This is a genomic window from Streptomyces sp. NPDC046122 (assembly GCF_056429965.1).
Map to the genome: position 1 here is coordinate 1,055,618 of NZ_JBWKLQ010000001.1, position 14,244 is coordinate 1,069,861.

Here is a 14,244-nt window from a genome sequence, read left to right on the forward strand (position 1 = left end):
GAAACCGAGGAAGGGCGCGTACGGAACGGCAGGGGGCGGAGCCGCAGTCCGGCTCCGCCCCCTTGTCCGTCGGCCCGCCCCACCGGTCGGCGGACACGTGCCCGCCGGCCGGCCCCGGCCGGTCAGTACTCGTCGTACAGGCCGCGCTCGCTGCCGTACGTGCCGAGCCTGCGGCACTCGGCCTCGTCGACCTCCAGGGGGCGCGCCGCGAGAATCTCGCGCGCCCGCGCCACACCGAGGCTCGTCGCGTACCAGGGCTCGTTCTCCCCGTCCAGGCGCTCCGCGATGCCCACCAGCGCACAGGAGCGCTGCGGCTCCGGCAACGTGTCCAGGGCCGGGACCGCGTCCGCCGACAAATCCTGGAAGTAGTGCACGTCGAGCTTCTCGCTGGTGCCGTAGCGCGCCACGTTGCGCTCCGCGACCAGCCCGTCCGGCGACAGCAGGCCGAACGCCAGCACGGCCGCCGCCGCGCTCGCCGCGACCGCGCGCGGCAGCCAGCGGGACCCCAGCACCCCGGCCGCCATGATCAGTACGATCACCAGGCCCAGCCACAGCTCGACCGCCGCCACGGAGACGCGCAGCCGGGTCAGGCCGTACGCGTCGACGTACAGGTCCATCCGGCGCAGTGCGGAGGCGACGACGACCAGCGTCAGGACGCACAGCGTGCCGAGCACCGACCGCACCAGGGTGCGGTCGCGGGCCTGACCGCGCGGAGCCCAGCGCAGAGCGAGGGCGATGACCAGGAGGACCAGCAGGGTGGCCCAGAGCAACTGCCAGAAGCCCTGCCGCGCGTACTCGGCATACGTCAGTCCGGTCGCGCTGAGCACCTTGTCGTAGCCGCCGAACAGGACGGCGAGCTGGACCGCGATGAAGGCGGCGAACAGGAGATTGAGCACGACCAGCGGAAGCGCCCACTCCGTCCGGCCACGCGCACGTCCCGGACGTATCTCGAGCCGGTCCCAGCGCATCGGCGCGGCGGCGGTACGGGCGGCGGCGAGGGCCCCCACGAGGCCGAGCGCGAAGAGGAACACGCGCCAGGGTCCGTCGGCCACGGAGACGTCGGGCGTCAGGCCGCCGAGCAGATCGGCGAACGCGGCGTCCGCGGAGGCGAAGAGCGCGCCGAAGACGATCAGGAGTACGACGGCGACGAGGGACGTACGCACCACGGGCGCCCAGCGGCCGCGGGACACCTCCGCCCGCTCCCGCAGCCCGCGCCAGGCCCACGCCGGACCGGAGCCGACAGATCCGAAGATCCCCAGCGAGCCGGCGAGGACACCGGCCCAGGTGCGGCTGCCGTGCAGGGCGAGTGATCCGAGTGCCAGGGCGGAACTGACCGCGAGGAACGTCGGCCAGCCCGCGTCGCGCAGCGCCGGAACGACCAGCAGGGCCAGACCCCCGAGCGCCCATACGAGCGTCCAGGGCCGGAGGCGGCGGCCCGCCGCCCGGGCGGCGAAGTACGCGGCGGTCGCGGCCGGGACGGCCACGACCAGCAGGTTCGGCCCCAGGCCCTCGCCGAGCAGCAGGGCGCTCAGCAGGGCGGTGGCCAGGGCGGCCGCGAACGCGGCCGGGCGGATCGGGGCCGGAGACTCGGGCCGCACGTCGGTCACCCACTTCGGCGGAGCGGGCGGCTGTCGCGGCGCGGGCGGGGGCGGCGGCCAGGGCTGGTACCGCTGGGGCTGCGTCGCCCTGCTGTGCTGCTCCCGGTACGACATGGCGGGCGGCGCCGGAGCCGGCCCTTTCGGCGCGGGTTCCGGGGCGCTGCCCGCACCGGCCTGCTGGGACGGCGCGGGCGGTGGGGGATACGACGGCTCGGGCGACGCAGGCGGCTGGGACGACATCGACGACTCGGACGGCTCGGACAACGTCGACGGGTCGGACGGCTCGGGCGACGCCGGCGGCGACGACGAGGCGGACGGCGCGGACGGCGTATCGGACGGCGTATCGGACACGGGACCCCCTCCCGACCGGGCAGGGGACGGCAGGGTGCCGCGGCCGGAGCCCGGTGTCGTGTGAGCGCACGCCCGACATGATCAACAGGGCGGCGTGGCCCGTCAGACTAGCCCCGGAGTCCGGTTCCGGCGCTGCGAGGACTGGGCTGTGGCAGGACCGTGACAGTCACGGAACCGGCGAATCCGGCGAATGCCCGGTGCCACGGGCGCATCCGGCGCCCACCACGTCACCCAGCAGCACCCACCGTCACGCGCGCCGCCCGCGCACCGGAGTCAGAGCGCCTGCGCCGGAACCCATCCCGGCAGCTCCTCGGTCCGCTCCAGCCAGGCCGCCGGCGGCGCTCCGGCCTTCCCCGCAGCGACGACACCGCCGAAGATGGCGCAGGTCGTGTCCACGTCGCCGCCCACCTGCGCGGTGACCCAGAAGCCCTGCTCGTAGTCGCCCAGCGACCGGGCGGCGGACCAGAGCGCGAACGGCACGGTGTCGTGCGCGGTCGTACGCCGTCCGCAACCCAGCACCGCGGCCACGGTCCCCGCGTCGCCGTAGTCGAGCATGTCCCGGGCGCGGCGGAGGCCGGCGCCCACGGCGCTGCGGGGCACCAGAGCGATCACGCCGTCCAGCAGGTCGGCAGGCGTCGGCGGCCCGCCGGGAGCAGCCGCCAGCGCGGCGGCGGCGGCGACGGCCATGGCGCCCACGACCGCCTCACGGTGCTGATGCGTGACGTACGCCGAGATCTCGGCCTGATGAGTGGCCTGCTCGGGATCGTCCGCGTACCAGGCACCGAGCGGCGCGATGCGCATCGCCGCGCCGTTGCCCCAGGAGCCCTGCCCCTTGAAGAGCGCGGCCGCGAGTTCGCGCCAGTCGCCGCCCTCCCTGATCAGCCGGAGCATCCGGTTGACGGCGGGGCCGTAGCCGCGGTCGAAGTCGTGGTGCTCGGCGAAGGAGCGGGCGAGCGCGTCCTGGTCGATACGGCCGTGTTCGGCGAGCACGGCCAGGACCGAGCACGCCATCTCGGTGTCGTCGGTCCACTGCCACGGAGCGGGCGGCAGCTCGCGGCTCTTGAGCAGCGGGTAGTTCACGGGAACGAAGAACTGGGAGCCCAGGGCGTCTCCCAGGCACAGCCCACGCAGGCTGGCCACGGCGCGTTCGAAGCGCCGGACGGTGGAGGAGTCAGCGGTCATCGCTCCGCCACTCTATCCGGACAGCCGCACGGCTCGGGAGCCCTCCAGCGCTCGAACGGCCGGTCAAGGGCGTAACGACCGTCCTCTCCCAGCACCAGTGACCGGGTTTCGCCGTTGCGCGGATTGCGCAGCGACTCGAAATCCGCCACCGTCCAGTGGAACCACCGCATGCAGAACAGCCGCATGGTCAGGCCATGGGTGACGATCAGCACGTTCGGCGGGTGGTCGGGCGCCTCGAAGCTGCGGAACAGGCTCTCCAGGAACGCCCCGACGCGGTCGTACACGTCGGCGCCGGACTCGCCCTGGGCGAAGCGGTAGAAGAAGTGCCCGTACGCGTCCCGGTACGCCTTCTGCAGCCGTACGTCGTCCCGGTCCTGCCAGTTTCCCCAGTCCTGCTCGCGCAGCCGCGGCTCCTCCCGCACCCGCACCCGGTCCGGGTCGAGTCCGAAGGCGGCGAAGGTCTCGTGCGTGCGGCGGTACGGCGAGACGTAGGCGCTGATCCGCTCCTCGCCGAAGAGCTCGCGCAGCCGATCGCCGGTCTCCCGCGCCTGGCGCAGGCCGGTCGCGGTGAGCCTCAGCGCGTGGTCGGGCTCACGCTCGTACACCGAGTCGTCGGCATTGCCCTCCGACTCCCCGTGCCGGACGAGGACGATGCGCCGCGGTCGTGCCATGCCGAAACCCTAGAGCGTGCGATCGGATGCGGCTCAGCCGGGCGGCCGCCCCGCCTTCCTCCAGCGTATCCGCCCGTCGGGACGTCGGCGCAGCAAGCGGGCGACGCTCGCTTGCTGCGCCCTGCGCGCACCCCTGCTCACACCGTCCAGGCCGGCTCCAGCTGTACGACGGCGCCCGAGAGCCCCGCCACGTCGGCGTCGGTCTGCGCCCGCAGCGACAGCCGCTCCACCCGCTCGGCGCGGTACTTCCCGTGCTCGGCGGCGGACTGCCACATGGACAGCACCAGGAACTCGTTGCCGGGCGCCTCGCCGAACAGGCCCCGCAGCATCCCGGGCGACCCCGCCATCGCGGGGTTCCAGACCTTCTCCTGCATCAGCGAGAAGTGCTCCACCCGGCCCTCGCGCACCGTGCAGTGCGCGACCCGCACCACGTCGGCGTCCGTGAACCTCGGTTCGAAACCCGTCTTGATGTCGAACCGGTAGTCGAAGAGTCCGACCTGGATGTTCTTGTACGTACCCGACTGGGCGGCGGCGAGCCGGTCGTGCGAGCGCGCCATGAACGAGTCGTAGAACGCACGGCTCTCCCAGAACGAGAAGATGTGCGCCACCCCCGGCCGCTCACGGCTCCAGCCGCCGCCCTGCCCCCGGAATCCCGGTTCCCCCAGCAGCCCCGCCCACTTCCGCTGCCCCCGCTCAAAGCCCCGACGGTCGATCACTGTGCAGCGAATCCACTTGACCAGCACCGCGCCATCGTACGGCCAGGAACGCGCGCTCCGTCACGTCCGCGCGGCACTGCACCCCCGGCCGATCCGCGTCGAACGGGCCTCGGCGCGAGGCGAGTTGTCGGTGCCCGGGGCTAGCCTGGTGCCAGGTGCGCAGTCGCGCGGCCGTCGCCGGGGGAGCCGGCGGGGCTCCGAGGGAGGGAAGACCGGTGGGCAGTCTCAACAAAGGGGTCGGCAAGGTCGAAGTGACGCTGAGGTGGGACCCCAGTCCCATGGGGGAACCGGCGCACGACCTCGACCTCATCGCCGCGACGTACACCGTCGAGGACCCGTACGGCAGCCCCGCGTACACCGTGCACTTCGACAGCCGTTCGCCGGACGGCACCATCACCCTCACCAGGGACAGCCGGGACGGCCAGGGCTTCGGCTTCGACGAGGCCATGACGCTGGAGCTCGGCCGGCTGGCACCCGCGTACGCCCGGGTGGTGGTGGGCGTCGCGATCCAACAGGGCGGCGGCAGGACGGCTTTCGGAGCCATAGGGAATGCGGGCTTTCGCATTCGCGAGGGGTACACCGTGCTCGCGGAGGACGGCTTCGCCGACGTGTCCGCATCGACCTCCGCGACCATCGCGGAATTCACGCGGAACACCTCGGGGGGCTGGGAATTCCGTTCCGGCGTGCGCGGATTCGACACCGATCCGGATTCCTTCGTCGCCACCATGGGGGCAGTCTGACTTCGTCGCCACCATGGGGGCGGCCTGACCCGACGGCCGGTCGAGCGCCCCGGGAAACGCCGGGGGGCGGCGAGCCCGCAGGACCGCCGCCCCTCAGTTCCTCCACACGCTGTGCCTACCGGCCTCGGATCAGCTGCAACCGCTGGTCGAGCCGCAGCCCTCGCAGATGTAGCAACTGCCCGCACGCTGCATCTTCGTACCGCAGGAGAAGCACAGCGGCGCGTCCGCGCTGATGCCGAGCTGCATCTCGACGAGTTCCGCCGAGGTGTGCGCCTGCTTCTGCTCGGGCACGGCCTCCGGCTTGGGGGCGGCGGCGACCGGCTTCAGCGTCTCCGTCTGGCGCGGGGCGGACTGGGCCAGACCCTCGACGTCGACGTCGTCGTCCATGGACGGCTCGTACGAACCGGTCTCCAGGTGACGCTGACGCTCTTCGGCGGAGTGGATGCCGAGCGCCGAGCGGGTCTCGAAGGGCAGGAAGTCCAGCGCCAGGCGGCGGAAGATGTAGTCGACGATCGACTGCGCCATCCGCACGTCCGGGTCGTCCGTCATGCCGGCCGGCTCGAAGCGCATGTTCGTGAACTTCGAGACGTACGTCTCCAGCGGGACGCCGTACTGCAGACCGACCGAGACGGCGATCGAGAAGGCGTCCATCATGCCCGCGAGGGTCGAACCCTGCTTGGACATCTTGAGGAAGACCTCACCGAGACCGTCGTCCGGGTAGGAGTTGGCGGTCATGTACCCCTCGGCCCCACCCACGGTGAAGGAGGTGGTGATCCCCGGGCGGCCCTTGGGCAGGCGCTTGCGCACCGGGCGGTACTCGACGACCTTCTCGACCGCGGCGCGGATCGTCTCCTCGGCCTTCTCCGTGACCTCGGCCTTGACGTCCTTGGTCTTGGCGGAGAGGGGCTGGCCGACCTTGCAGTTGTCGCGGTAGATCGCGAGCGCCTTGACGCCCATCTTCCACGCCTCGAAGTAGACCTCTTCGACGTCCTCGACGGTGGCCGTCTCCGGCAGGTTCACCGTCTTGGACAGCGCGCCGGAGATCCACGGCTGGATGGCCGCCATCATGCGGACGTGGCCCATCGCGGAGATGGAACGCTCGCCCATCGCGCAGTCGAAGACCTCGTAGTGCTCGGTCTTCAGGCCGGGCGCGTCGATCACATTGCCGTGCTCGGCGATGTGGGCGACGATCGCCTCGATCTGCTCCTCCTGGTAGCCCATGCGACGCAGCGCCTGCGGCACGGTGCCGTTGACGATCTGCATCGAGCCGCCGCCGACCAGCTTCTTGAACTTGACCAGCGCGAGGTCGGGCTCAAGACCGGTGGTGTCGCAGGACATCGCGAGACCGATGGTGCCGGTGGGCGCGATGACCGAGGCCTGCGCGTTGCGGAAGCCGTTCTTCTCACCGAGGCGGAGCACGTCCTGCCAGGCCTCCGTGGCGGCGGCCCAGATCGGCGAGTCCAGGTCGTCCACGCGCGGGGCGGTGGCGTTGGCGTCGGAGTGCTGCTTCATGACGCGCTTGTGGGGCTCGGCGTTGCGGGCGTAGCCGTCGTACGGGCCGACGACCGCGGCCAGCTCGGCGGAGCGCCGGTACGACGTGCCCGTCATCAGCGAGGTGATGGCGCCGGCGAGCGAACGGCCGCCGTCGCTGTCGTACGCGTGGCCGGTCGCCATGAGCAGGGCGCCGAGGTTGGCGTAACCGATGCCCAGCTGACGGAAGGCGCGGGTGTTCTCACCGATCTTCTGCGTCGGGAAGTCCGCGAAGCAGATGGAGATGTCCATCGCGGTGATGACCAGCTCGACGACCTTGGCGAAGCGCTCCGACTCGAAGGACTGGTTGCCCTTGCCGTCGTCCTTGAGGAACTTCATCAGGTTCAGCGAGGCCAGGTTGCACGAGGTGTTGTCCAGGTGCATGTACTCGCTGCACGGGTTCGACGCGGTGATCCGGCCGGACTCGGGGCAGGTGTGCCAGTTGTTGATGGTGTCGTCGTACTGGATGCCGGGGTCGGCGCAGGCCCAGGCGGCCTCGGCCATCTTGCGGAAGAGCGACTTGGCGTCGACCTCCTCGATGACCTCGCCCGTCATGCGGGCGCGGAGGCCGAACGTGCCGCCGGTCTCGACCGCGTTCATGAACTCGTCGTTCACGCGGACCGAGTTGTTGGCGTTCTGGTACTGGACGGACGTGATGTCGTCGCCGCCCAGGTCCATGTCGAAGCCCGCGTCACGCAGGGCGCGGATCTTCTCCTCCTCCTTGACCTTGGTCTCGATGAAGTCCTCGATGTCGGGGTGGTCGACGTCGAGCACGACCATCTTGGCCGCCCGGCGGGTGGCGCCGCCCGACTTGATCGTTCCGGCGGACGCGTCGGCGCCCCGCATGAAGGAGACCGGACCGGAGGCGTTGCCGCCGGAGGAGAGCAGCTCCTTGGAGGAGCGGATGCGGGAGAGGTTCAGGCCGGCGCCGGAGCCGCCCTTGAAGATCATCCCCTCTTCCTTGTACCAGTCGAGGATCGACTCCATGGAGTCGTCGACGGCCAGGATGAAGCAGGCCGAGACCTGCTGCGGCTGGGGCGTGCCGACGTTGAACCAGACCGGCGAGTTGAAGCTGAAGATCTGGTGCAGGAGGGCGTACGCCAGCTCGTGCTCGAAGATCTCGGCGTCGGCGGGAGAGGCGAAGTAGTTGTAGTCCTCGCCGGCCTTCCGGTACGTCTTCACGATCCGGTCGATCAGCTGCCGCAGACCGGTCTCGCGCTGAGGCGTACCGACAGCCCCGCGGAAATACTTGCTGGTGACGATGTTGACCGCGTTCACCGACCAGAAGTCGGGGAACTCGACGCCACGCTGCTCGAAATTGACCGAGCCGTCGCGCCAATTGGTCATGACGACGTCACGGCGCTCCCAGACCACCTCGTCGTACGGATGCACGCCGGGCGTGGTGTGGATGCGCTCGATGCGCAAGCCCTGTCGAGCCACAGTCACTTTCGAGGATCCCTTCGTACGGGAACCTCGCGCCGGGCCGCTCGCCGTCTCTGTCATGCCGCCTCCCATATACGTACAAAAACGCTCTGACGTGCCCAGTTCTTCCCAGGGGCACGCTTGTGTCTGAAGTTCCGGACGCGGCGAAGAAGCGCCGGAACAGGTCTGGTCTGCCGCCGGTCGGTCAGTCGGCGGCAGCGGCGGGCACGGGGACCTCGGGGGTCGCGCCGGGCCCGCAATCGCAATCGTTCACAGGCGGCCGCTCTTCGCGGAGTTCCGCGATGGCGGCCTCGAAGTCCTCGAGTGAGTCGAACGCCCGGTACACGGACGCGAAGCGCAGGTACGCGACAAGATCGAGTTCCCGCAGTGGGCCGAGTATGGCCAGTCCCACGTCATGAGTGGTCAGCTCGGCGCTTCCGGTGGCACGCACCGCTTCCTCGACCCGCTGGCCGAGCTGGGCGAGCGCGTCCTCGGTGACCGGCCGCCCCTGGCACGCCTTGCGCACGCCGGAGATGACCTTGGTGCGACTGAAGGGTTCGGTGACACCGCTGCGCTTGATCACCATCAGCGAGGCGGTCTCGACCGTCGTGAAACGACGGGAGCAGTCGGGGCACTGACGGCGCCTGCGGATCGACGTTCCGTCGTCGGTGGTGCGACTGTCGACGACGCGACTGTCGGGGTGCCTGCAGAAGGGGCAGTGCATGATCCCAACCCTCCCTCACAGCACGACTGAATAGCCTCGCCGGCCCCACCAGGGGCCCTTCGAAGCGGTCACCAGCATAGGTGATGGGAGGGCTCCCGAAGCACGGGGGACCCACTTGGACCACAACTTGTGGGTAGCTGTAGCCATGCGACTACTAGATCTAGGGTCTGGTCCTTTTTTCGCACTTCGCGCGTGTCGCCAGGCCCAGGGCCGCTCGCGCCGGGCGTCCGCCGCGCGGACGACACGCTGACGGCCCCCCACCCGCCTTCGACCCAGCCGCGACGGTTACCGTAATGGCCCGAATTGCCATTCGGCCGAATGGGCCCCTCATACACCCCGTCGCGCGTTCGAGAAAGGCATTCCGCGCTTTTTCACTCGAACGTGTGTTTGGCGCAACCTTTCGAAAGCAACTACCGTTGTCCAACCAGGGAGAGAGAACATCGCGAGAGGGGCCGACGTGACCACCACCGCTGACAGTGCCACCATCACTGCCCAGGACCGATCCCAGAGCCGACTCGAGCCGGTGCATGCCATGAACGAAGCAGCCACACATCCGGAGGGCCCCAAGCCCTCACGCTCGCTGCCCGGCCGACCTCCAGGAATCCGGGCGGACAGTTCCGGCCTCACTGATCGGCAACGGCGGGTCATCGAGGTCATCAGGGACTCGGTGCAACGGCGAGGATACCCGCCGTCCATGCGCGAGATCGGTCAGGCGGTGGGCCTCTCCAGCACCTCTTCCGTGGCCCATCAGCTGATGGCCCTCGAACGCAAGGGCTTCCTGCGCCGCGACCCGCACCGCCCCCGGGCGTACGAGGTGCGGGGTTCGGACCAGCCGAGCACCCAGCCCACCGACACGGCCGGCAAGCCCGCCGCGTCGTACGTCCCCCTCGTCGGCCGGATCGCGGCCGGTGGCCCGATCCTCGCCGAGGAGTCGGTGGAGGACGTCTTCCCGCTCCCCCGGCAGCTCGTGGGCGACGGTGAGCTCTTCGTCCTCAAGGTCGTCGGCGACTCGATGATCGAAGCGGCGATCTGCGACGGCGACTGGGTGACGGTACGCCGCCAGCCGGTCGCCGAGAACGGCGACATCGTGGCCGCCATGCTGGACGGCGAGGCCACGGTGAAGCGGTTCAAGCGCGAGGACGGGCATGTGTGGCTGCTCCCGCACAACGCCGCCTACCAGCCGATCCCCGGCGACGAGGCGACGATCCTCGGCAAGGTCGTGGCAGTGCTGCGACGGGTGTGACACCCCGCCGGTCAAGGACCGGGCCCCTGGAACCCACTGCGCCGGTTCCGGGGGCCCTTTTGTTCGGTCGGTGCAGCCGGACGGGCCGGCGTACGGCGGACCCGCAAAGGAGCCCGCCGTACGCCGACTACTTCCCGTCGGCCCCGGCCGCCGCGTCGATCGCGGACAGTGAGCGGCGCACCTGATTACGGTCCGTGGTGTACCAGAAGTCCGGCAGCGACGCCCGCAGGTAGCTCCCGTACCGGGCGTTCGCCAGCCTCGGGTCCAGAACGGCGACGACGCCGCGGTCCCCCGAGGCCCGTACGAGCCGTCCCGCGCCCTGGGCCATCAGCAGCGCCGCATGCGTGGCCGCGACGGCCATGAAGCCGTTGCCGCCGGCCTCCTCGACGGCCTTCTGCCGGGCGCTCATCAGCGGGTCGTCGGGCCGGGGAAACGGAATCCGGTCCATGACGACGAGCTGGCAGCTCGGCCCCGGCACGTCCACTCCCTGCCACAGCGACAGCGTGCCGAACAGACACGTCTTCGGGTCCGCGGCGAAGGACTTGATCAGCTCACCGAGCGTCTCCTCGCCCTGGAGCAGGATGGGCATGTCGATCCTGCCGCGCAGTTCCTCGGCCGCCGCCTTCGCCGCCCGCATGGACGAGAAGAGCCCGAGCGTCCGGCCGCCCGCCGCCTCGACCAGCTCGGCCAGCTCGTCCATCATGTCGCCCCGCGAACCCTCGCGGCCGGGAGTGGCCAGGTGGCGGGCGACGTACAGGATGCCCTGCTTCGGGTAGTCGAAGGGCGAGCCGACGTCCAGACCCTTCCAGACCGGGACGTCCTCTCCCTCGGTCCCCTCGGGCGACAGACCGAGCGAGGCCCCCACCCCGTTGAAGTCGCCGCCGAGCTTGAGCGTGGCGGAGGTCAGGACGACCGACCTCTCGCTGAAGAGCTTCTCGCGCAGCAGCCCCGACACCGAGAGCGGGGCGACGCGCAGGGAGGCGCCGTAGCGGTCGTGCCGCTCGAACCAGACGACGTCGTACTCGGAACCGTTCGCGATCCGCTCCGCGACGCCGTGGACGCTCTCGACGGCCGCGAGCGCCTGCTTGCGCACCGCGTCCTCGTCCTGGACGGACTTGTCGCGGGTCGACCCGATGGCGGAGATGACGTTGCGGGCGGCGTCCCGCAGCACCATGAGGGCGTACCCGAGATCCTCCGGGATCTCCTCCAGGCGCCCGGGCAGGGCGAGCTCCATGAGCCGCTCGAAGGACTCCGCGGCCGTCTGCAGGGCGTCGGCTGTCTTCTCGTTCACCAGCTTGGCCGCGCGTCGGACCGCCCGGTTGACCTGGCCGGGGCTGAGCTCGCCGGTGGCCACCCCGGTCACCCGGGACACCAGCTCGTGCGCCTCGTCGACGATCAGCACCTCGTGCTGCGGGAGCACCGGCGCTCCCTCGATGGCGTCGATGGCGAGCAGGGCGTGGTTGGTCACCACGACATCGGCCAGCTTGGCGCGCTCGCGGGCCGCCTCGGCGAAGCATTCCGCTCCGTACGCGCACTTCGAGGCGCCGAGGCACTCGCGGGACGAGACGGAGACCTGGCCCCACGCGCGGTCGGACACCCCGGGGGTGAGGTCGTCGCGGTCGCCCGTCTCGGTCTCGTCGGCCCAGTCCCGCATGCGCAGGAGGTCCTGGCCGAGCTTGCTGGTCGGCGCGGCGGCCTCGAACTGGTCGAAGAGGCCGTCCTCCTCCTCCTGCGGCACGCCCTCGTGGAGCCGGTGCAGGCAGAGGTAGTTCGACCGCCCCTTGAGCATGGCGAACTCAGGGCGCCGGCGCAGCAGCGGATGCAGCGCCTCGACCGTACGCGGAAGATCACGCTCCACGAGCTGGCGCTGCAGGGCCAGGGTCGCCGTCGCCACGACGACGCGCTCGCCGTGGGCCAGGGCCGGCACCAGGTAGCCCAGGGACTTTCCGGTGCCGGTGCCGGCCTGGACGAGCAGGTGGGCATTGTCGTCGATGGCTCCGGCCACGGCTTCGGTCATGGCGACCTGGCCGGGCCGCTCCGTGCCGCCGACGGCGGTGACGGCGGCGTGGAGGAGCTCGGGGAGTGAGGGCTTCGTCATAGCCCGTCCAGCCTACGGGGCACCACTGACAACCCCGGTCGCACCGGCCACCGCGTCAGGCCGGGTGGAGAGGGTTCGGGACCGTCCCGTGCACGGCGGCGTGCGGGCGGTCGGAGCGGTCGCGGTAGCCGTCGAGGTGCAGCCGATTGCGGTTGAGGCACAGCCGCTCGATCCGCGGGGTGAGCAGGTCGAAGATCTCGAAGCGCTCCTTGAGCTCGGGGAAGCGGACCTGGTGCCGCAGGATTTCAGCTCGTACGAGTGACCAGAAGTCGTTCTCCGTAACGCCCAGTTGTTCTTCGCACAGGGGCGCCAGGTAGCGGAACACACCGATGAACAGACCGGAATGGATGAACTGCGTGAGGAACGCGGGCGGCTCGGTCAGCAGCACCTCGCGCACGTCGTCGGGCATGGAGTCGTGCTCGGGCAGCGGCTGCGCGCTCACGTTCACGTCGTCGACGAAGTCCTTGATCGCGAGGCGCACCGGGACGTCGAGGTCGTCGAACACCACGATGGCGTTCTCGCCGTGCGGGGAGAAGACCGTGCCGTAGCGGTACAGGAAGTGCAGCAGCGGGGGCAGCATCGCGCTGAAGAGACGTTTGAGCCAGACCGCCGGCGGGAGTCCCGAGCGGGCGACGAGCTCCGCGGTGAAGGCGCGCCCCTCGGGGTCCGTGTGGAGCAGGGACGCCAGCGTACGGGCGCGCTCTCCGGGGGCCAGCCGGCCGGTGAGCGGCTCGCGCCAGATCGCGCCGAGCAGTTCCCTGTACTGGTACGGGACTTCGGGAAGGCCGTCGTACAGCGGGTGTTCGACGGTGACGGAGGCGACCTCGCCGAGGAGGATGACTCCGCACTCGTCCCGCAGGAAGGGGTCGCCGGCCTGCAGCCCGTGCACCCATGCGGTGACGGCCGGCGCCGCCAGCGTGCGCTCGGTGGGCAGTCCGCGCCAGACGAGCGTGTTCAGGACGGCGAGGGGCAGCTTGACCGTGTGCCGGTCGGGCCGGCTCACGTTGAGGAACGTGCGGATGGACTGCTGGGGCAGCCGTACGTCGCCGTCGGTCGGCAGCGGCACGATGGCGCCCTGGGCGACGGCGGGCGCGAAGAGCGGCAGGACCACTTCGTCCCACTGCCACGGGTGGACGGGCAGGTAGAGGTACCGCGCGGGGTCGAGTCCACGGGCACGGAGGGCGGTGGCGAACGCCTCCCGGGTGGCGGCGTCGAGTTCGCGGGCGTAGAGCCGCTCGGGCGTGCCGAGTAACGAGACTCCGCGGTATGCGGCCAGCTCCGTGCTGACGGCGATCCAGGGCAGCGCTGCCGGTGTGCGGGCTTCGGGGGCCCAGCAGGCGGCGTCCGAGGCGGAGAAGCCGAGGCGGCCCTTGTTGAGGACGAGCCAGGGGTGGCCGGTCTGGTGCCCTTCGAGCTCCGCGTACCCGAGGTCGGCGAGGCGCGCGGCCGGCACGGCGGTGTGGCCGAGGCGCGCGTCGGCGGCGAGGGTGGCGGTCAGCTCGCGGATGAGGTGGCCGAGGGTGGCGCCGTCGAGCCCGAGGAGGCGACGGGCGCGGAGCAGGAAGGCCAGGGGGTCGCCGAAGGGGCGGCCCGCGCCGGCCCCGCCGGTGTCCGCGGCGGCCTCGGGGTCGGACTCGTGGATCTCGATGGAGTCGGGGTCGACCCGCCAGCTGTCGTAGGCGCCGCGCGCCGCCCGGAAGGTGAGAGTCGCGCCGTCGTCGAGCAGGAGGGCGTGACGGTCACCGGCGGGGTGCGGGACCGGCTCGACGATCTCCTCGTACGCGAACTCGCCGAGCATCTTCGCGAGCAGGCGACGGGCTGCCGTCTCCCAGGCGCCCGGCTTCAGTTCGGGCGGAGCGAGCAGCGGGCGCGAGCCCTCGAAGTCATGGGCGACGGCGGGCTTCGGCACGGGGACTCCTCGGGGTGGAACCCATTCGGGGCGAGCGGTGTATGAGAAGGAGCGGGTGGT

The 14,244-nt window shown here is 71.0% G+C and carries 11 protein-coding genes; 3 read left to right on the plus strand and 8 right to left on the minus strand.

Annotation, left to right across the window (positions count from 1 at the left end; all coding sequences use genetic code 11):
* Positions 1 to 122: 122 nt before the first annotated feature.
* On the minus strand, positions 123 to 1,598 hold the full coding sequence (locus AC07FK_RS04530) for a DUF4153 domain-containing protein (RefSeq protein WP_479102422.1): 1,476 nt from the start codon (positions 1,596 to 1,598) through the stop codon (positions 123 to 125).
* Between AC07FK_RS04530 and AC07FK_RS04535 the strand changes: the two genes are divergently transcribed.
* Positions 1,540 to 2,013, plus strand: coding sequence for a hypothetical protein (locus AC07FK_RS04535; protein WP_479102423.1), 474 nt, complete (start codon positions 1,540 to 1,542; stop codon positions 2,011 to 2,013). The genes AC07FK_RS04530 and AC07FK_RS04535 overlap by 59 nt on opposite strands.
* A gap of 209 nt (positions 2,014 to 2,222) precedes the next feature.
* Here AC07FK_RS04535 and AC07FK_RS04540 read toward each other — a convergent pair whose 3' ends face one another.
* The 3 genes from AC07FK_RS04540 to AC07FK_RS04550 all read right to left on the minus strand — a co-directional run bounded on the left by AC07FK_RS04540 (position 2,223) and on the right by AC07FK_RS04550 (position 4,545).
* Positions 2,223 to 3,131 (minus strand): ADP-ribosylglycohydrolase family protein, encoded by a 909-nt coding sequence (locus AC07FK_RS04540; protein WP_479102425.1) that lies wholly within the window; start codon positions 3,129 to 3,131, stop codon positions 2,223 to 2,225.
* Positions 3,128 to 3,802, minus strand: a complete 675-nt coding sequence (locus AC07FK_RS04545; protein ID WP_479102427.1) for a histidine phosphatase family protein — start codon at positions 3,800 to 3,802, stop codon at positions 3,128 to 3,130. Before AC07FK_RS04545 ends, AC07FK_RS04540 begins: the two co-directional genes overlap by 4 nt.
* Positions 3,803 to 3,939: 137 nt before the next feature.
* Entirely contained in the window at positions 3,940 to 4,545 is a 606-nt protein-coding gene (locus AC07FK_RS04550; protein WP_479102429.1) for a YdbC family protein, read from the minus strand.
* A gap of 188 nt (positions 4,546 to 4,733) precedes the next feature.
* Here AC07FK_RS04550 and AC07FK_RS04555 point away from each other — a divergent pair, with 188 nt between their 5' ends.
* A complete protein-coding gene (locus AC07FK_RS04555) occupies positions 4,734 to 5,258 on the plus strand; it encodes a TerD family protein (protein WP_479102431.1) in 525 nt (174 codons plus the stop codon).
* 129 nt (positions 5,259 to 5,387) lie between these two features.
* On the opposite strand, the gene AC07FK_RS04560 is transcribed toward AC07FK_RS04555, so the two are convergent.
* Positions 5,388 to 8,291 carry a vitamin B12-dependent ribonucleotide reductase gene (locus AC07FK_RS04560; RefSeq protein WP_479102433.1) on the minus strand — a complete coding sequence of 968 codons (2,904 nt, stop codon included), beginning with the start codon at positions 8,289 to 8,291 and terminating at the stop codon, positions 5,388 to 5,390.
* 124 nt (positions 8,292 to 8,415) lie between these two features.
* Positions 8,416 to 8,934 carry a transcriptional regulator NrdR gene (gene nrdR / locus AC07FK_RS04565; protein WP_479102435.1) on the minus strand — a complete coding sequence of 173 codons (519 nt, stop codon included), beginning with the start codon at positions 8,932 to 8,934 and terminating at the stop codon, positions 8,416 to 8,418.
* Between the two features lie 457 nt (positions 8,935 to 9,391).
* Here nrdR and lexA point away from each other — a divergent pair, with 457 nt between their 5' ends.
* Complete coding sequence (gene lexA / locus AC07FK_RS04570; RefSeq protein WP_479102436.1) at positions 9,392 to 10,177, plus strand: transcriptional repressor LexA; 786 nt, start codon at positions 9,392 to 9,394, stop codon at positions 10,175 to 10,177.
* Between the two features lie 127 nt (positions 10,178 to 10,304).
* Here the strand turns inward: lexA and AC07FK_RS04575 are convergent, their stop codons facing one another.
* Both AC07FK_RS04575 and AC07FK_RS04580 read right to left on the minus strand, forming a co-directional pair.
* A complete protein-coding gene (locus AC07FK_RS04575) occupies positions 10,305 to 12,275 on the minus strand; it encodes an ATP-dependent DNA helicase (RefSeq protein WP_479102438.1) in 1,971 nt (656 codons plus the stop codon).
* A 55-nt stretch (positions 12,276 to 12,330) separates the two neighbouring features.
* Entirely contained in the window at positions 12,331 to 14,184 is a 1,854-nt protein-coding gene (locus AC07FK_RS04580) for an IucA/IucC family protein (protein WP_479102439.1), read from the minus strand.
* Positions 14,185 to 14,244: the final 60 nt, after the last annotated feature.